At 61.5% G+C, this 19,036-nt stretch carries 15 protein-coding genes, 1 tRNA gene and 1 pseudogene; 8 read left to right on the top strand and 9 right to left on the bottom strand.

The window, feature by feature from the left end:
* Window positions 1-66: 66 nt before the first annotated feature.
* From IPM54_38850 to IPM54_38865, 4 genes and pseudogenes are all read right to left on the bottom strand, one after another.
* Complete coding sequence (locus tag IPM54_38850) at window positions 67-579, bottom strand: hemerythrin domain-containing protein (protein ID MBK9265736.1); 513 nt, start codon at window positions 577-579, stop codon at window positions 67-69.
* 94 nt (window positions 580-673) lie between these two features.
* Window positions 674-3,080 (bottom strand): annotated as a pseudogene (locus tag IPM54_38855) (excinuclease ABC subunit UvrA).
* Window positions 3,077-3,517, bottom strand: a complete 441-nt coding sequence (locus tag IPM54_38860; protein MBK9265737.1) for an SRPBCC domain-containing protein — start codon at window positions 3,515-3,517, stop codon at window positions 3,077-3,079. Before IPM54_38860 ends, IPM54_38855 begins: the two are co-directional and overlap by 4 nt.
* A complete protein-coding gene (locus IPM54_38865; protein MBK9265738.1) occupies window positions 3,514-3,843 on the bottom strand; it encodes a winged helix-turn-helix transcriptional regulator in 330 nt (109 codons plus the stop codon). Before IPM54_38865 ends, IPM54_38860 begins: the two co-directional genes overlap by 4 nt.
* A 323-nt stretch (window positions 3,844-4,166) precedes the next feature.
* Here IPM54_38865 and IPM54_38870 point away from each other — a divergent pair, with 323 nt between their 5' ends.
* Entirely contained in the window at window positions 4,167-5,240 is a 1,074-nt protein-coding gene (locus IPM54_38870) for a virulence RhuM family protein (protein ID MBK9265739.1), read from the top strand.
* A 419-nt stretch (window positions 5,241-5,659) separates the two neighbouring features.
* Window positions 5,660-7,456, top strand: a complete 1,797-nt coding sequence (gene lexA / locus IPM54_38875; GenBank protein MBK9265740.1) for a repressor LexA — start codon at window positions 5,660-5,662, stop codon at window positions 7,454-7,456.
* Between the two features lie 57 nt (window positions 7,457-7,513).
* Here the strand turns inward: lexA and IPM54_38880 are convergent, their stop codons facing one another.
* From IPM54_38880 to IPM54_38890, 3 genes are all read right to left on the bottom strand, one after another.
* Window positions 7,514-8,425, bottom strand: a complete 912-nt coding sequence (locus tag IPM54_38880; protein MBK9265741.1) for a hypothetical protein — start codon at window positions 8,423-8,425, stop codon at window positions 7,514-7,516.
* A 5-nt stretch (window positions 8,426-8,430) separates the two neighbouring features.
* Window positions 8,431-8,664, bottom strand: coding sequence for a helix-turn-helix transcriptional regulator (locus IPM54_38885; GenBank protein MBK9265742.1), 234 nt, complete (start codon window positions 8,662-8,664; stop codon window positions 8,431-8,433).
* Between the two features lie 345 nt (window positions 8,665-9,009).
* Window positions 9,010-9,085 (bottom strand) — tRNA-Asn (locus tag IPM54_38890).
* A 94-nt stretch (window positions 9,086-9,179) separates the two neighbouring features.
* Between IPM54_38890 and IPM54_38895 the strand changes: the two genes are divergently transcribed.
* From IPM54_38895 to IPM54_38920, 6 genes are all read left to right on the top strand, one after another.
* Window positions 9,180-10,757: an oligosaccharide flippase family protein gene (locus tag IPM54_38895; protein ID MBK9265743.1), complete on the top strand. Its 1,578-nt coding sequence runs from the start codon at window positions 9,180-9,182 to the stop codon at window positions 10,755-10,757.
* Window positions 10,758-10,868: 111 nt separating this feature from the next.
* Window positions 10,869-12,539 (top strand): energy-dependent translational throttle protein EttA, encoded by a 1,671-nt coding sequence (gene ettA / locus IPM54_38900; protein ID MBK9265744.1) that lies wholly within the window; start codon window positions 10,869-10,871, stop codon window positions 12,537-12,539.
* A gap of 101 nt (window positions 12,540-12,640) precedes the next feature.
* Window positions 12,641-12,877 (top strand): hypothetical protein, encoded by a 237-nt coding sequence (locus IPM54_38905; protein ID MBK9265745.1) that lies wholly within the window; start codon window positions 12,641-12,643, stop codon window positions 12,875-12,877.
* A gap of 467 nt (window positions 12,878-13,344) precedes the next feature.
* Window positions 13,345-13,713 carry a hypothetical protein gene (locus tag IPM54_38910; protein ID MBK9265746.1) on the top strand — a complete coding sequence of 123 codons (369 nt, stop codon included), beginning with the start codon at window positions 13,345-13,347 and terminating at the stop codon, window positions 13,711-13,713.
* Window positions 13,697-14,074, top strand: coding sequence for a hypothetical protein (locus tag IPM54_38915; protein MBK9265747.1), 378 nt, complete (start codon window positions 13,697-13,699; stop codon window positions 14,072-14,074). Before IPM54_38910 ends, IPM54_38915 begins: the two co-directional genes overlap by 17 nt.
* 74 nt (window positions 14,075-14,148) lie before the next feature.
* Entirely contained in the window at window positions 14,149-15,897 is a 1,749-nt protein-coding gene (locus IPM54_38920) for a cation:proton antiporter (GenBank protein ID MBK9265748.1), read from the top strand.
* A gap of 12 nt (window positions 15,898-15,909) precedes the next feature.
* Here IPM54_38920 and IPM54_38925 read toward each other — a convergent pair whose 3' ends face one another.
* On the bottom strand, window positions 15,910-17,907 hold the full coding sequence (locus IPM54_38925) for a hypothetical protein (protein ID MBK9265749.1): 1,998 nt from the start codon (window positions 17,905-17,907) through the stop codon (window positions 15,910-15,912).
* 108 nt (window positions 17,908-18,015) lie between these two features.
* Window positions 18,016-18,936, bottom strand: a complete 921-nt coding sequence (locus tag IPM54_38930) for a DUF4351 domain-containing protein (protein ID MBK9265750.1) — start codon at window positions 18,934-18,936, stop codon at window positions 18,016-18,018.
* Between the last annotated feature and the right edge of the window lie 100 nt (window positions 18,937-19,036).

Here is a 19,036-nt window from a genome sequence, read left to right on the forward strand (position 1 = left end):
CGCAAACGCCAAGCAAGAGTCATTCCGAAGAATGAATTACAGCGGCGCCCGCCCGATCGCGCCGCCTCAGGTTTTGCTTACGGACGACGCTCGGGCCCGCAGCAAATTCGCGATGTGCTCGTGCACTCGGGGCCCATCGAAATGCGCGGCCACGGGTACCTCGGGAACCGCTCGGAGCCGCGCGACAAGATCGTCGATGTCTGGCCCCGCAAGTCGTTCACAGGTCGCGTAAAGACCGTCTTCGCCTTCTTCGAGCTGGTTATGAACTTCGAGAATGCCGCGAATCGCTTCGACGATGGCATGGGTCGGTGTTGGAACGAGCAATGCTGCCAGCGCCGAATGATCGGCACGAAGCTGCTTCGCGACAGGCAAATGCTCACCGCCGAGGCGCTTTCGCGCATCGGGCATGAGCACCTTCTCCTCAATCGCAATGTGGCGCAAAAGGCCCGCGCGAAACTCCGCGTACGCCGCCGCATCAATCGCTTCGGGATCCGCTACCGAGCGATGAAGCAGCGCGTCCAAGCGAGCGTGATCGTCTGCAAGAAACGTGTTGATGGGTCCTCGTTGCGTCAGCTCCATGATGGCGCCCATCATGATCGACAGGACCAACTTCTCCAAGGCCCTGCCCGCATTGCGACGCTGAACTCACACGCGGTCTTCCCGGGCCTGGCCGTTAGGATGGGGACACGACGCCGCGGCTTTCCTTGCCGCGCGCCTTCGGACGGCTGCCGACGAATGCCGCCAAGTGCTCGCCCGTCAGCGTGGACCTCGAAGCGACCAAGTCTGCCGGCGTGCCTTCGAACACGATCCGCCCGCCGTCGTGACCCGCTCCCGGCCCGAGGTCGATGATCCAATCGGCATGCGCCATCACCGCCTGGTGATGCTCGATCACGATGACCGACTTGCCCGAATCGACCAGTCGATCCAAGAGGCCGAGCAACTGCTCGAGGTCGGCCAAGTGCAGCCCCGTGGTCGGCTCATCGAGCACGTATACGCCACCGGCTTTCGCCCATGTGCGTCGCGAGCTTGAGCCGCTGCCGCTCGCCGCCTGACAGCGTCGTAAGCGGTTGGCCGAGCCGCAGGTAGCCGAGCCCCACGTCGGCCATGCGCAGCAGAATCGCATGTGCGGCCGGCGTACGCGCCTCGCCTGTGCCGAAAAAGCCGACCGCGTCAGCAACCGGCAGGTCGAGCACCTCGGCGATGTTGAGCTTGCCGAGCCGGTAATCCAGCACCGATGCCTGGAATCGCCGGCCTTCGCATTCCTCGCAGATCGTCGTGACGCCAGCCATCATCCCGAGGTCGGTGTAGATGACCCCGGCACCATTGCAGGTCGGGCACGCGCCCTCGGAGTTGGCGCTGAACAGCGCCGGCTTGACGCCGTTGGCCTTCGCGAACGCCTTGCGAATTGGCTCGAGGAGTCCCGTGTACGTCGCCGGATTGCTCCGCCGCGAGCCGTGGATCGCCGCCTGGTCGACCGTCACCACGCCGTCTTGGTTGCTCACCGAGCCGTGGATCAGCGAGCTTTTGCCCGACCCAGCCACGCCCGTCACCACCACCAGCACGCCGAGCGGAATGTCCACGTCGACGTTCTTCAAGTTGTGCGTGCGAGCCCCGCGCACCTTCATCACACCGGATGCTTTGCGCACCGACGACTTCAACGTGGCCCGTTTGTCCAGGTGTCGCCCCGTCAGCGTATCGCTCTTCCGAAGCCCATCGACCGTCCCCTGAAAGACCACCTCGCCGCCTGCAGTGCCTGCGCGAGGGCCCAGGTCGACGACGTGATCGGCGATCGCAATCACCTCCGGTTTGTGCTCGACCACGAGGACGGTGTTGCCCTTGTCGCGCAGCCGCAACAGCAGCGTGTTCATGCGCTGGATGTCGTGCGGATGCAGCCCGATCGTCGGCTCGTCGAACACATAGGTCACGTCGGTCAGCGACGACCCGAGGTGGCTGATCATCTTCGTGCGTTGCGCTTCGCCGCCCGACAGCGTGCCAGACGGCCGGTCCAGACTGAGGTAACCCAACCCGATCTCCACGAACGAGTCGAATGTATGTCGCAGCTTCGCCAAGAGCGGCGCGACCGACGGCTCGTCCAAGCTGCGAAGCCATTCGGCCAGGTCGCTTATCTGCATCGCGCACGCATCGGCGATGTTGATCCCCTTGATCTTGGACGACCGAGCAGCCTCGTTGAGCCGCGTGCCGTTGCAGTCGGGACACGTCGTGAACGTGACCGCGCGCTCCACGAACGCTCGGACGTGCGGCTGCAGCGCATCGACGTCCTTGGACAGCATCGACTTTTGGATCCGCGAGACGAGGCCCTCGTGCGTGAGGTTCGCGCCCGCAACCTTCACCTTGGTCGGCTCTTGATAGAGAAAGTCGTGGCGTTCTTTTTTGGAGTATTTGCGAATTGGTTTGTCCGGGTCGAGGCCAGCGGCGGCGAACATACGCACGTACCAACCATCGGCCGTGTAGCCCGGGACCGTGATTGCCCCCTCGTTGAGCGACTTCGTTTCGTCGAAGAGCTGCGTCACGTCGATGTCGGACGCCGAGCCCATGCCCTCGCATCGCGGGCACATGCCGCCTTGGTAAACGAATTCGCGCACCACGACGCGCTCGCCCTTGCCCTTGTCGACGGTCATCGCGCCGCTCGCTTTCCGCGTCGGGATGTTGAACGAATACGCAGGCGGAGGCCCGATGTGCGGCTTGCCGAGGCGACTGAACAGGATGCGCAGCATCGCGTTGGCATCGGTGACGGTGCCGACGGTGGAGCGGGCATTGGCGCCCAGGCGCTCTTGCTCGACGAGGATTGCGGTCGTCAGCCCTTCCAGCACGTCGACGTCGGGCCGAGCCAGCGTCGGCATGAATCCCTGCACGAACGCGCTGTACGTCTCGTTGATGAGCCGCTGCGATTCCGCCGCAATGGTGCCGAACACCAGCGATGACTTGCCTGATCCCGACACGCCGGTGAACACCGTCAGCCGCCGCTTGGGGATGTCGACGCTCACGTCCTTCAGGTTGTTTTCGCGCGCGCCTTGAACGCGGATCAGGTCGTGGCTATCTGCGGGATGTTGGTTGCTCATGGGATCCTCGCGAGCAAGTCGACGAGCTTGTCGCCCATCATCTTCCAGCCGTAGCGAGCGCCGCCGGATTCGCGCTTCTGGTCCGGCTTGAAGCCCGATTGCACGAGCGACAGGCGAGTGCCCGACGCCGTGGGCGTGAGCGTGAATGTCACGACGGTGTCCAGGAAGGGCACGGTCCACGCGTAGCTGAGCTTCCGATTTGCTTCGATTTCGACCATTCGGCAATTCACTGTGCCGTCCCAGCCCGGATACGCCTGCGTCTTGAATGTGAACGCCGCCCCCGGTTCCAGCTTGAAATCAATCACGGGCAAGAGCCACTCCGCGAGCAATGCAGGATCGGTCAGCGCGCGCCAAACCTTTTCCGGCGGGTGATGCAAATCGAATTCGAACGAAATGGATTCGGTTTGCGATGCTGCGGTCTTGTCGATGGAAGTCATTCGTCCATTTTCTCCAGCAGTTTTTCGAGGCGATCGATGCGCTCCGTCCAGAAAGCGCGGTAGTGCGCGATCCAGTCGACGAGCGGCTGCAACCCACGCGGCTCCACCCGGTAATACACACAGCGCCCCTCGCGCCGAGCGTTCACCAGGCCGGCATCCTTCAACGCGGCGAGATGCTGCGAGACCGCCGGCTGCGAGATGTCGAAGCGCGCCGTCAGATCCTTCACCGCCGCTTCGCCACGCGTGAGCGATTCGAAAATCGCCCGGCGGCTCGGGTCCGCGAGCGCGTGAAAGATCTTGTCTTCGGCCGCTGCCGCGCTTTGCATGCCAAACTCATAAGTCGATACTTATGGGTTGTCAACACGGAAGGGGTCGCCTGGTTTGGCGAAGAGAGGTTGGCAGCATTGGCAACCGGCGCCCGATGATGCAGCGTCAGATACCGGGCGATATTCTGGCTGGGTGCGCTCACGCGCGTCGTCGTCAACCACGTCGCGCGGGCACAAGAGCTGTTCGCGTTGCTCGAGAAGAAGGAAGGGGGACGAGAGCCGAGCGTTGATTCACTCATTGAGGTCCGCTTCGATGGTGACACGGCGTGGCTCTCGGTAGAGCAGACGGCGCAGCACATCAAAAAGCCTTTGAAAGACGCCTCATGACCCGCAAGAAAAAGCCCACCGCCTCCCTCGTGCGCTCATCCGCAGCCGAGTACCTGACCTTCGTGGCCGCCAGCGGCACGGGCGGCGTCGAGGCGATCTACGCCGACGAGAACGTGTGGCTGAGCCAGAAGATGATGGCGCAGCTCTACGACGTCGAGGTCCCGACCATCAACTACCACCTGAAAAAGGTGTTCGAAGACAGCGAGCTGGAAGAGGACTCAGTTATTCGAAATTTTCGAATAACTGCCGCCGACGGCAAGACCTACGACACCAAGCACTACAACCTCTCGGCCATCATCGCCGTCGGGTACAAGGTAAACTCCGAGCGTGCGGTGCAGTTCCGCAAGTGGGCCACGCGCGTCGTGGAGGAGTTCACCATCAAGGGCTTCGCGATGGACGACGAGCGCCTCAAGCGCGGCGGCTCCGTCCTGAGCGACAAGTACTTCGAAGAGCAGCTCCAGCGCGTCCGCGAGATCCGGCTGTCGGAGCGCAAGTTCTACCAGAAGATCACCGACCTCTATGCGACGGCCGTCGACTACGACGTGACGGCGCAGGCCACCAAGCGTTTCTTCGCCACTGTGCAGAACAAGCTGCACTGGGCCATCCACGGGCAGACCGCCGCCGAGGTCATCGTCGACCGCGCCGACGCAAGGAAGGAGCACATGGGTCTCCACACGTGGACCGACGCGCCCCACGGCAAGATCCAGAAGTTCGACGTGGTCGTCGCGAAGAACTACCTGACCGAGGACGAGCTGGCGCAGCTGTCGCGGCTGGTGAACGCCTACCTCGACGTCGCCGAGAGCATGGCTCTTCGCAAGATCCCCATGACGATGCAGGACTGGGAGACGCGGTTGACCCGCTTCCTCGACGCGACCGATCACGCGGTGCTCTCGGACGCCGGGAAGGTGACCGCTGAGATTGCCAAGGCGCACGCCGAAGCCGAGTTCGAGAAGTACCGCATCGTGCAGGACCACCTCTTCGAGAGCGACTTCGACCGCGTGGTAGCCGAGACCAAGCGCCTCAGCGAGGGCGCAACGAAGGACCCGCCGCGCAAGGGGAAGAAGCCGTGAGCCCCCACGCGGGACGCAGTCCCGGCGTTCAACAATCCCGCGCCCGCCGCACACAACGCGCCCGCGTGCGCCGCTGCTCGCGACTGCTAGTAACACCAGCTTGACTAGCAGCACGCATTAGTAAAGGATTCGTTCCTAGTGGTCTACACTAGTAACGCCGGTGTTCCCAACTCGCGGACCTAGTCAAGCGGGCGTTTCCAGCGGAGCCGACATGAGATCATCCGCGAGCGGATCGCCGACATGCGCGGCGCGATCAAGGCGCGCAGCGATCGGTCCGCCGGGGTGGGTGGTTGGCGCGTTTGCTCAAACTTAGTGGCCTATGCTGAGACATGGGCCGAGCAGCGGGTGGCGTGGGTGGCAATGCCGACGAGGAAATTTTCGCACACTGGCATTTGGCGCTTGCGCTACCACTCATGTGAGTGGTAGCGCTCGTTCACGTGGAGCACGAACCCCTCACTCCAGCGCAGGCAGAGCTGCTCGCGACGATTCGCGACCGCGCCAGCCGTGGTGAGCCAGCGCCATCTTACCGGGACCTTTGCGAGGAGTTCGGCTGGGCTTCCACGGGGACAGCACGTGACCACCTCCAAGCCTTGGCCCGCAAGGGGTACATCACGCTCGGCGGCGGCCGAGCACGGCAGGTTCGGTTGGTAGATGCGCCCGTACCGGTTGCGCGTGTGAGAATGCTCGGGCGCGTCGTCGCCGGACTTCCCACGGCAGCCGTCGAGATCGACGAGGGGGAGATCGCCGTACCGGCTGCGTGGCTGGGCCGTGGGCGTCACTTCGCGCTCACGGTTGACGGCGACAGCATGCGCGACGCTGCGATCATGGACGGCGACACAGTTGTCGTTCGCGAACAGTCCACTGCCAAAGACGGCGAGATTGTCGTCGCCACAGTGGAAGGCGAGACGACGGTCAAGCGGCTCAGGATCAGCGCCAACGGTATCCGCCTCGTAGCCGAGAACCCTCGCTACATACCGATTGATGTGAGTGGAGACGCAACGATTCACGGCGTCGTGATCGCTGTGATGCGCTCGCTCGCAACGCAACCAGATACGGGCGGGCGGAACCACGCCCACCACGCGATCAGTGACAGCCGCAAAGGACCCAACATGGATGAGATGACGAGCGACATGCAGTCAACGAAGCGCGCCCTGCGCACTGCCCCAACCAGCACGGTCGGACGCGGAAAGGCCGTGGTGCTCGAGACGGCGCCCAAGGCGAACCTGTACCAAGCGGAAGGCGTCTCGCTGCATTTTGGAGACTCGCTCGAATTCTACTCGTCCTGGGACCGCCCTATGACGATTGTCTCCGATGGCGCGTACGGCGTCCTCGGCTTCGAAGGGGACACATCGGATCATCTAGATGTGCCAGCGTGGTACGAACCACACGTCAAGGCGTGGGCGGAAGCGGCTCGACCGAACACCACGCTCTGGTTCTGGAACTCGGAGATCGGATGGGCAGCCGCTCATCCGATCCTCGAGAAGTACGGTTGGCGTTACGTGAACTGCAACATCTGGAACAAGGGCGTCGGTCACATCGCCGGAAACGTGAACACGCAGAAGATCCGTCGGTTCCCCGTCGTGACTGAGGTGTGCGTTCAGTACGTATTCGAGGCGCGGATCGGTGGAATGCCGCTGAAGCAGTGGCTCCTTGCTGAGTGGAAGAGGTCCGGCCTGACGCTGCGGCGCGCTAATGACGCTTGTGGCGTCAAAGACGCTGCAGTGCGGAAGTACTTGGATCAAGGACATCTCTGGTACTTCCCGCCGGCCGAAATGATGCAGAAACTCGCTGATTATGCGAACGAGCATGGCCGTCCCGAAGGGCGTCCCTACTTCTCCGTTGAGGGAAAAAAACCGATTACTGGCGCCGAGTGGGAAAACATGCGTTCAAAGTTCTCGTGCCCTCACGGCGTCACGAACGTCTGGGACCGCAATGCCGTTCGTGGCGAGGAGCGAGTGAAGACGGAGGAAGGGCGAGCCGTGCACCTCAATCAGAAGCCGCTCGATCTGATGACTCGGATTATCGAGGCAACGACTGACGAGGGTGACGTCGTGTGGGAACCCTTCGGAGGTTTGTTCACCGCGTCGCTGGCGTCTCAGCGCCTCCGGCGCCGTGCCTTCAGTGCGGAAATCGATCCCACGTATTATCAATACGGCGTGCGCCGGTTCACCGAAGCCACCCGACAGATGTTGCTGCTCGCGTCCCTCAGCGGCTGACCACATGGCTTACGTCGGCGTGGCTCACCGGCGTGTTCGTTCCTGCGTGAGTCACTGTCATTCGACCAGAGGTTTGTCCCATGCGATCATGACATGCTCGCGAAGGGCCTTCTCGATTCTTGCCTCATCGTCACTGCAGAGAATCCGAGCCCATTCCTGCACGCTCATCCCGTGCACCTTGCTCGACAGCACGCGCTTCTTGAATGCCTCGATCTCGGCATGGACGATGCGGTCGGTCTTCGCGAAGTTTGTGTCCAGGCGATACGGAAACTTGGACATCAGTTTCTGTACCCGAAGCTGGTACTCTGGTTCGTGCGAATAGGTCTTGAAAGCCGGCCCCCACGACGCAACCAGCTTCTCGGCGGCGGCGAACTGCTGCGGCTTTCCCTGAAATTTATAGCCGTTGGTGTTCGTCTGCTGGAGGTTGCTGGTTCGGGTAGACGTGTCGTTGGGCTCGACGACAAGATAGTCAGGCGGATTGTGGTAGTGCGCGTCTCGCGCCGCGGCAACGGAAGCGCCTGATACGATGCATAGATCACGCACAGCGGGTTTCCCATAAATCAGGTGCTCGGGAAGCCAAGCGAGCAGCACCACGTAAGTCTGGTCATGCAGGAAGTGCTTCTGGCTATCCTTGAAGCGCGCTGTGATCTCCGTTGCGAGAGGGAACCACGCCTTAATTTCGAATCCCGGTGCGGGAGTGATCGCTCCTTCGAAAATTGCATCGGGAAAGCCTGGGTCCTGGCGTTTCCACTTGCCCAGCGATGAGAACTCCTTTTGGCGATTGAGGAACTCGACGGTGTTGAACTCGATCAGGTTGCCGAGTATTGGCGACAACTTCGAGATGACCTTGGCGAGGTTGAGCGCGGCGGCCGGCGAAACTGGCGGGCTCACGGTCAGTAGGTCCAAGACATGACCTCTGAGACCGCCAAGGTGCTTGCTAGCGATCTTGATGGCGGTCTGCGTGTCCAAGTTCGTCATCCCGAACGGCTCCCGTGGAAGTCCTTGAAGAGAACCGAGGGCGCAACACCGAGAGCACGCGCGATCCGCAGCACGTTGAGCAGGCCGACGTTCCGCTCTCCGCGTTCCACGCCCCCCAAGTACGTCCGATGGAGGCCAGCGCGGTCCGCGAGTTCCTCCTGCGACACGCCGACCCGCTCGCGCTCTGCGCGGACGCGTGCTCCGAAGCGTTCGAGGTCGTCCTGGCCCACAGCGGATCCTTCTCGCGCTGATGATGCCTATCCGTCCACAGCCTATGAGTATCAGCAACAGCAAAGCCACGTCCGGGCTGCCACCCCAAGGCGGCCGCGGCGAACCTGCTCTCCGGGCGTCACGTCTGCATTCCACGACCTGCGTCGTCGCTCCGAAGCAGCGCGATCGGCGCCCCACACAGGAACCTAGGCACCCGTTCGACGCTCTCTTCCGCCGGCGCGAGAAGAGAACGCGTCGTCCCGGCGCGCGCGACGCTCGCGAACGCGCAAACCCTCCGGGCATCAGGGGAGAAATGCAAAACGGCCCCGGAGATTGCTCTCCAGGGCCGCTAAGGGGGAAAAACTTGGCTCCAGCTGCTGGACTCGAACCAGCGACCCGGCGGTTAACAGCCGCCTGCTCTACCGACTGAGCTAAGCTGGAATGCTGTCGGAAACGGACGGCGAGAATAGCTACGGCCATTCGGCGGTCAAGAAGTTTTTTTGCCCCAAGCCGATCATTCTGCAAAGAACCGCCCGTGCAAGACGTCGCACGCCCGAGCAATCCCTACGAGCCCCCCGCCATCGAGGAAAAAGCTGGCGACTCGACCGCCAAGTCCGCCGGCCGCGGAGGCTTGGCCATCGCCGTCGCCAAAGTCTCGTTCATCATCTTCGGCTTCGCTCAGCAGCTCATCCTCGAACGACTCCTCGGACAAGCCGGCTACGGGCAAATCTCCCGCGTCTTGGCCATCGTCGGCGTGCTCAACAACGTCGTCGTCGGCGCCGCACTCCAAGGCGTATCCCGCGCCGTCTCCACCGTCCCCGAAGACCAAACCGCGTCCGCCTTTGCCCGCACGCTCCGCATCCACGTCGTCATCGCCGTCGTCCTCTCGCTCGCGTTTGCCCTCGGCGCAGGCGCCATCGCTTCCGCCGTCGGCGCGCCTCACATCGCCACGCCCCTCCGCGTCGTCGCAGCCGTCGTGCTCCTCTACGGCATCTACGCGCCGCTCGTCGGATCCCTCAACGGCCGCCGCAAATTCCTCGATCAAGCCGGCCTCGACATCGGTTACGGCTTTCTGCGCACCGCGAGCATGGGCATCGGCGCCGTCGTCCTCTTGCGCCTCGGAGGCAGCGGAACCTTCGGCGCAGCCCTCGGGTTCGTCTCGGCCGCACTGCTCATCGTCCCCATCGCCCTCACGCGATCCGGCATCGGACGCGTCGGATCGTCCGGACCAACCGCACGCGAATACCTCGGATTTCTCGCACCTCTCGCGCTCGGACAAATCTCGCTGAACCTTTTGCTTCAAACGGATTTCTTTTTGATCAGTAGGTTCGCCGGCGAAGCAGCAACGCGTCTCGGCCTCGATCCCACGCGTGCCGACGAGCTCACCGGCACGTACCGCGGCGTGCAGCTCTTCTCGTTTTTGCCCTACCAACTCCTCATGTCCGTCAGCTTCGTCCTCTTCCCGATGCTCGCTCGTGCACGCGCCGAACGCAGCGAAGCCGACGTCGCTGCGTACACGCGATCAGGCGTGCGCATCGCGCTCGTCCTCACCGGCCTCGTGTCGGGAACCATCTCGTCGCTCGCGCCCCACGTCCTTCGTTTCGCCTACAAATCCGAAGCCATCTGGCAACAAGGCGGCCCCGTCCTTCGCGTGCTCGCCATCGGCATGGGCACCTTCGCCATGCTCGGCATCACGTCCGCCGCGCTCACCAGCCTCGGCCGCGAACGCACGGCCGCAGCCCTCTCCGCCGTTGCCGTCGTTCTCATCGCGACAGGTTGTTCGCTCGTTGCTCCGCGCGCCGCGTTTGGTCCGGAAATGCTTTTGCACACAGCCATTTCCACGTCCGTCGCGCTTTCCATCTGTGCCGTCGTCGCAGCCTTCGAGCTTCGTCGTGAAGCTCGAGCGTTCGTCGCACCCATGTCGCTCGTGCGCGTCGCCGGCGCCGTTGCCGTCACCGTCGCCCTCGGCGCGCAACTCCCGTGGCTCGGCAAGCTCGCCGTGCTTGCGCAAGGCATCGTCATGGCCACCTTGTACGTCGCCGTGCTCATCGTGACGGGCGAGCTTGGCAAGCAAGATCTGGCCAATGTGAAAAAGGTCCTCGGCAAGGCGTAAAACAAGGTAAATGGCACCGCGAGGCTGCGCTTGCCGAACGCCGTGGCATATCTCGCGCCGCCTCCACAATCACACCCACCTTTGAACCTCATACGGAAGCGATAGAAGACCGTGGCGCATCAGTTCATTTTCACGATGCAGGATGTTCGTAAAGTGCACCCCCCGAACAAGGAGGTGCTCAAGGGCCTGTGGCTCTCGTTTTTCCCAGGCGCGAAGATCGGCGTACTCGGACACAACGGATCCGGCAAAAGCACGCTTTTGCGCATCATGGCCGGCATCGACAACGAATTCCTCGGCGAAGCCAAACCCGCCGACGGCACACGCGTGGGCTTCTTGCAGCAAGAACCGCGACTCGATGCCGGAAAAACCGTGCTCGAAAACGTCGAAGCCGCCGTGATGGACACGCGCAAGCTCTTGCAACGCTTCGAAGAAATCGGCGTCCTGCTCGGCGAATCCCCGGACAACATGGAGGAGCTGCTCGAAGAATACGCGGTCATTCAGGACAAGATCGAAGCATCCGGCGGCTGGGAGCTCGACCGCATGCTCGAACGCGCCATGGACGCGCTGCGTTTGCCCCCGGCCGATGCCGAAGTGGACAAACTCTCCGGCGGTGAACGACGTCGCGTCGCACTATGCCGTTTGCTCCTGGAAAAACCCGATCTCCTGCTCCTCGACGAACCCACCAACCACCTCGATGCCGAAAGCGTCGCGTGGCTCGAAAGGTTCCTCGCGGAATACACCGGCACCGTCGTCGCCGTCACGCACGACAGGTACTTCCTCGACAACGTCGCCGGCTGGATCCTCGAGCTCGATCGAGGGAACGGCTACCCGTACGAAGGCAACTACACGGGCTGGCTCGAGCAAAAGAAGAAGCGCCTCGAGCTCGAGAAGAAGGAAGATTCGTCGCGCAAAAAGACGCTCGAACGGGAGCTCGAGTGGGTGCAGATGAATCCGCGTGCGCGACAAGCGAAGAGCAAAGCGCGCCTTGCAGCCTACGAAACGCTGCTCGCCGAAGATCAAAAAGCCAAAGAGTACGAACCGAGCCGCATTCACATCCCGGCGGGCGCGCGTCTTGGAAACATCGTCGTCGAAGCCGATCATTTGTCGAAGGCGTTCGGGGACAAACTCCTCATCGACGACTTGTCGTTCTCGCTTCCGCGCGGTGGCATCGTCGGTGTGATCGGCCCGAACGGCGCTGGCAAGACGACGCTCTTCAAGATGATCATGGGCCTCGAAAAACCCGACAAGGGCGCGATGCGCATCGGTGAATCCGTCGAGCTTGCGTATGTCGACCAGAGCCGAGATGCTTTGGATCCAAACAAAAGCGTCTGGCAAGAGATCTCGGGAGGCGAGCCGACGCTCATGGTGGGCAAGCGCGAGGTCAATTCGCGCGCGTACGTGTCGAGCTTCAACTTTGCCGGAGCTGATCAGCAGAAGAAGGTCGGCGATTTGTCCGGCGGTGAACGAAATCGCGTGCACTTGGCGAAGCTCTTGCGACGCGGTGGCAACGTGCTGCTCTTGGACGAACCCACGAACGATTTGGATGTCGACACGCTCAGGTCGCTCGAGGAAGCGCTGCTCGAGTTTGCCGGGTGTGCGGTGATCATCAGCCACGACAGGTGGTTTCTCGATCGCATCGCGACGCACATGCTCGCGTTCGAGGGGGACAGCAAGGTCGTGTGGTTCGAGGGGAACTATCAGGACTACGAGGCTGACTTGAAGCGGCGCAAGGGCGCGGACGCGAACGAGCCGCATCGGATCAAGTATCGGCGCATTGCTTGAAGCGTGGTTCGAGGGCGATTGCCCCCGAACCATTTCCAGCGTGAGGGTTTTAACAGGATGGTTGCAATCCTCAGGCCGACCGACTAGGCTTTTGTACGAATATGCTCCACGCGATTCGCATCCGCACGCGCGTCGATTCGGACACTCTGAAAATCCCAGAGCTGCTCCCGCTCATGGGGCATGAAATCGAGGTCATCATCGTTGACGAGGAGCCTGCCAGTGCGCAAAGCACCACGTTGCGTAAGCCGCAGCTTGGCACACTTCGCGGACTGGTCGACATACCCGACGACTTCGATGCACCTCTGCCCGAAGATGTATTGCGCGCATTCGATGCATGAAAGTATTCAATCGAGCGCACGAGCGGGATCCATCGATTCCGCGCCTCACTCCGATTGCAGCGCGCAGGATGTTCGTATCGAGCCGAAAGCGCGAATCGGCGATGCCGGAGCCGGAAGGGACGCCCGAGTAGAGTTGTATTGGCGAACCGATCCGACCATTCCGCCATGTTCGCGTAAGCAACCGTCGCCACTTCATCCACCATGGTCCGCGACGTTTCGCACCATTCACCGTGGCCACCGATCCATCCCGTCGAGACCGTTCACCCCGCCTGTCGAGATCCCGTCGAGTGCAACCGAGATCACGTTTGGTGCCATCGAGACCGCGTCGGAGGCCATCGAGATCGCGTAGATGGTGGCCGGCATGACGTGCCGATGACGGCCATGCGAGCAACCAGAGAGGGTGTTCAACCGGTTTTGGTGCCGTTTCTGCACCTTGCCGTTCGTTCATCTGTGCTAACAACGATCGCATGGACAGGCGCGAGCCACGAAGTTCGGGCGAGGTTATCTTACGCGTGCACGGTCCGGCCGCACAAGCACACGTCGCGCCAGCGGACGTGCTCGTGCGCGCGATCGCTGGAATGCAGCAGACGGTGCTTCTGCTTGCAGCGGTCGAAGAGAAACAGGTTGTCAAGAAGCGGTTTCGTCCATCTGAAAAGCTTCGTCAGCGCGCAACGCTCCTGTGCGAAGTGCCTACTGCGGGCAGTTATGCGCTCCCCATGCGGCTGGCGAGCGAGCCGCTGCTGCTCGACTTTGGTGGCGGAAAACGGATGAACGTGCGCGACGCAGTCTACGAGCTCATTGCATCGATTGGTCACGGCCGTGAAGACGCCCTCTGACGTATATCGAGTCGTACCGGTCGATTTGTCCCAGGTGGTATTCGAAAGAATTCGGCACAAAAATAGCATACTCGAGTTTTCGCCGGAGTTGCGCCTCGACGTCACGATGGACGAAGAATCGGGGCAGCTCTATATCGTTGAAGACGCCGAGCTGGGCATTTGCGCACATGCGCATACGCGGGAAGACTTGGTCGACGAGATTGCGGCGCAAGTTGCTTTCAACTGGCATGAATACGCGCAATGCGAACCGGAAAAACTGGCCAAAGGAGCGCGACGCGTTCGTGAGGCGCTGATCGCGCGGGTATCCGTGAAGGGCGAGCGCGAGATGGCTGCGACCGTCTTCGTTCGCCCGGCGGATTGACGGTTCCCCCATCGAATACTGAATTCACATTTTCAGCGCATGGCCCGCCGCTTGCCTTTCGAGCCGAGGGCCGAATGCATGTCGACGACCTCATCCTCACGCTGGCGAGCGCGCTGAGCGCCGCATTGCTACTCGGCATCGTGACGCAGCGTCTCGGCGCATCGCCCATTCTCGGCTACTTGCTCGCAGGAGTCGTCGTCGGTCCGTACACGCCCGGGTTCGTCGCCAATGCCCGGTTCGCTACGCAACTTGCCGAAATTGGGATCATCCTGCTCATGTTCGGCGTCGGCTTGCATTTCAAGCTCCCGGATCTCCTGCGAGTCCGGCGCATTGCGGTACCTGGAGCCATCGTTCAGAGCGCCGTGGCAACGGGCCTCGGAACGGTCGTCGCGCTGGGCTTCGGTTGGTCGCTCACCGCGGGGCTCGTGCTCGGCATGTGCATCGCCGTGGCAAGCACGGTCGTGCTCATTCGAATGCTCGCTGCGCACGACGCGTTCGACACGCCGCATGGGCACGTGGCCGTCGGATGGCTGATCGTCGAAGACATTTTTACCGTGCTGATTCTCTTGCTCATCCCCGTGACCGTATCGGTGCGCGAGGCGGGTGTGGCGGGTTTTGAAGCATTTGCTATCGTCGCGTTCGGCATTTTCAAGCTCGCTTTGCTCATCGCGCTCGTGCTCGCCATTGGTCCGCGTGTCGTTCCGTGGTTTTTGATGAAAGTGGCGCGCATGCGCAGCAGCGAGCTTTTCACGCTCACGGTGCTGGCCATCGCGCTTGCCGTCGCGACGGGTTCGGCGGTCGTTTTTGGCGCCTCCTTGGCCCTTGGGGCATTTCTTGCGGGAATGGTCGTGGGTCAATCCAGGTTGAGCCACCAGGCGGCGGCCGACGCATTGCCCATGAGAGACGCATTCGCGGTGCTTTTTTTCGTGGCCGTGGGCATGCAATTCGATTACCGCGCGCTCATCGATGCGCCGGGGCTCGTGCTTTCGACGCTCGGCATCATCCTCATTGGTAAACCCATCGCGGCCCTCGTCGTGGTCGTATTGCTTGGTTATTCGATTCGAACGGCGCTCACGGTCGCCATTGGGCTCGCGCAGATTGGCGAATTCTCGTTCATCCTCGCCGATATGGCCGGCCAGCTCGACCTGTTTCCTCCCGCGGGGCGAAGCGTGCTCGTGGCCAGCGCCATCCTATCCATTGGCCTCAATCCGCTGCTCTTTCGATTGATCGATCCCATCGAAGACGCAATACGCGCCCGCCCGAAACTATTGCGATGGTTCGACCGGCGTGCCGAAGCGCACGGGCGAACGCTCGAAGCGACGCAAACGGGCGAGGAAAGGCCGTGCGGGGCTCGCGCCATCGTCGTGGGTTATGGCCCCGTGGGACGAACCATCGTGAAGCTGATGGACCGATTCGACGTATGCTCGGTGATCATCGATTTGAACATCGATACCATCAGCGAGCTTCGGCAGGCTGGGCGCAGGGCTCTTTATGGTGACGGGAAACGTTCGGAGGTGCTTCTTGCGGCTGGTCTCGCGCAATCTGATTACGTCATCGTGACGACGCCCGATCCGCAAACGCGAGCGGCCATCGTCGAAGTGGCGCGATCACTCAACCCCAATGCAAAAATACTGGTGCGCGCGCATTACATCGCCGAGCATGGTACGCTCGAGGTGCATCACGCGACGGCGGCATGTTACGAGGAAGAGGAGGTTGCGGTGCGCTTGGCGGAAATGACGCTTGGCGAGATTGGCGTGCCCGTCACGAAAATTGCATTGGAGTCGCGGCGAATCCGCGCTGAGCTTGCGAGTGCGAAAGCGTGAAGAGCGCTGGGCTCATTCCGGATCGCACTTTCCCTCGCAGGTATTCGTGATCATGCCGTCTGGTTGGAAGAACGTATCGAGTTGAGCTTTGATTTTGGGATTTCGCCGGACCTCTTCGTGCACTTCCGGTTCTTGGGTATCCGGGGGCAGTTTGCAATAAACGCCCGGCAATTCGGATAGCTTGTAGTCCACGAAGAGAATCGCGTCGTCCGCGGGCCCCGCGACCGAATCGAGCCCCCACACGGGGTCGGATGCTCCTTCCAGCAGGGGAATTCCTGCGGCTCTTGCCACTAGATGCGTCGATAGGTGATTCACCAAATGGTCACCGATCGCGTTTTGCATCAGAATATGCCGATTGGGGGGGCTCTTGGGGAACGTGTCCTTCAGCAAATGCGGCGCGTAGGTCATCGGATCCACGCGGTCCCATCTGTTTTGGCTGAGCATGATGAGCTTCGATATCGTGAGAGCGCTCTGGAGCGGGCCTTGGAGCAATGCGACGAATGGCACGAAGCTGCCCGAACGAGCCATCATGAACGAATACGGGCCACCACCCACGCCCAAGACGCCTCGGTCGAGTAGCGGGTTCAGCGCGAGCATTGTCACGCCAAAAATCGCTCCTTGACTGATGCCATAATAATACAGCTTGTTCGCGTCGTAGAGCGTTTTGCCGAATCGCTGAAGCTCGGGCAGGTCTGCAATGGGGCCCTTCAATGCGTACGAAAGCGCAATGAAGTTGACGATGCCTTGGTGGAGCCTGTCGACGAAATCGAACATGGTCCCTTGATCCATGAGCGCTCGTTCGATGACCGTATTGCGATCCGGCTCGGTCATGCCCCACCAATCCACCGAAGCGGCGATGTATTTGTCCTGATTGGTGTATCCGCGCATGAAGCTATAGTTGATTTCTTCGCGGAGGCCGAATGCACCGTGCCCATATTCCAGAATGCGCATCGGCTCGAAGTTGGCATCGGCCGGGTTGGCGCTATGGGGCACTTGAAGCAAGAATGGGACTTCGGTTTCGCCATTTTGCGCCACTTTGCCGCTGGCATCGCGATGGATCCTCGCACCAAGCTCGGCGCTTTCGAGATACAGCGGCACGCGGATGGTCCCTTCGATACGCAGCCAAATGTTTTCGTTTTCCATTACCGTATTTTCGACGGCTTTCGTCACGGTCACGACGGGCGGCGCGGCTTCCATCTTGGCGATCACGTCGTCGCGCATGAAGAGCAAATCGCGGGTGATGTGTTCTTCGCTGCCCGTCGTGAAGTCCCAGACGAGCTGCAGTTTGTCGCGGCTCACGCCGAGCGTTTCGAGCTGCGGGAAGATTTCCTTTTCGTATCGATCTGCAATCGGTTTCAGCGCGGGATCCGAATCGGCTTGTTTGTCTCGGATACGCGCAAAGCCTTGCGGAGCCTTCGCAAGCGGCCCGGACGAACCGTCTTCTTTCGCTTCGAGAAGGCCCTGAAGCGCAACGATGTAACGCTTTTGGTATTGAAGCTGCGAGAAAGGCCGCACGATGATGGCCCGTTCGGCAGGCGTGGGCGGATTCATGTCGATTTCGCCCCACGCGGGGACCGTTTTGCCCGTTTCGGCATCGATGAGGAGCACTTTGCTATCGGCCGACAAGCTCTTTTCAGGCTCGTCGGTATGAAAGAGGACGCCCTCGGCGGTCACGCCGGTGGAGAAATACGCCATGATGGGTTGATGCGTGGAAAAACCATCCACAGGATCGTTGGCCATCAGGTCGAAAGAGGCTTCCGCCGCTGTTTTGGGCTTCGCCGCTTCCGTCAGCTCGACACGCTTGCCCGTGGGCATCGAAGCGTCGTCGACCAGGTAAAAGTCCGACGGGTAAGGCAACATGCAATCGTGTTCGAAAGCGATTGGGTTGCAACCCTCGGGAATTGCAAGCGGTGCGAGGGTCGACGAGCCACTTTCGCCGCTGCACCCGATCGACGCGAGTCCTGCGAGGGACGTAAGGAAGAATGAAGCTACGAGGGAACGTGTGCGCATGAATCTGTCCTCCGGAATCGGAGACGATACCACGTGTGGTCATGCGCATGCGCACCGTTTCGCGATGACACGAGTTGGTGGGTTGGGATTGTGGGACGGGTGAGCCGACTAGAGGAATACGTCGTCGAGTGACGTCGCCACGAACAAGCGCTCGGTCCATTGCTCGAGCTGTTCGATACTCGCAACGCTGATGCGTTGCTGCACCGCGTCCGGCACATCTCCGAAGCGCATACGCAACAGGCGGCAAAACGTGTCTTGCACGCCCTTCTTGTGGCCTTCGTCCAGCCCCTTCTTGTGCCCTTCGTCCAGCCCCTTCTTGTGCCCTTCGTCCAGCCCCTTCTTGTGGGCATTTTCTTTCAGCTTGACGATCTCCGCATTGCCCTTCGTAATGAGCGCCCGTGCGACTTCGTTTTCCCCCTCGGCAAAGTCGATCAATGCGCGCACGGCAATGGGACGAATGAAGAGTTTATCCTCGATCACGCCGTCTTCGTTCAGCCGGACGAACTTTCCTTCGTCCCTTGACCACTCGCTCACGATGTTCGTTTTCACGAAAATGGCGAACACCCGACGAACTCCGCGCTGAATCAGATCTTCGGCCTTGTCCGTCACGTCACGCAGCCGCTGCTCGTTCACCACCTCGAACGATATCTCTTCCAGGTAACGTGAACCCGTCGCTGGATCCGTGCCGTCTTGGCACACGCACACGTCCGTTCCGAAGTCGGATGCCTCCGATGCACGCGTGAGCAGCTCGGTCGACGTGGACCATCCGAGCCTTACGTGCGGGGCGATCAGAAACGCAAGGCGACACTGCGCTTTGGCATGAGGAAGCAGCGCGACCATCGCCGAAACCTTACGGCCTCGAATCATCTCGTAACGCCCCTCCGCTTCGGGCTGCACGACGTGTTCGTCGACTGCTGGACGCAATGGCGAAGTTGGGCGGCGTTCGGCGCGAACAGTCGACCGAGATTCCACGCCGCCATGAGCGGCTGGCGCGAGATAGATGGGCCCTGCGCTGCTCTTGGGATCCATGAGCATCCATGATAGCAGAAGAATGGAAAAGCGGGCTAGCCAAAAAGCACATCGCGGGCCCCTACGTCGAGGCCGCCTGCTTAATCCGGGACAAACGGTT

It is taken from the genome of Polyangiaceae bacterium (assembly GCA_016715885.1).
Classification (GTDB): Bacteria; Myxococcota_A; Polyangia; order Polyangiales; family Polyangiaceae; genus Polyangium.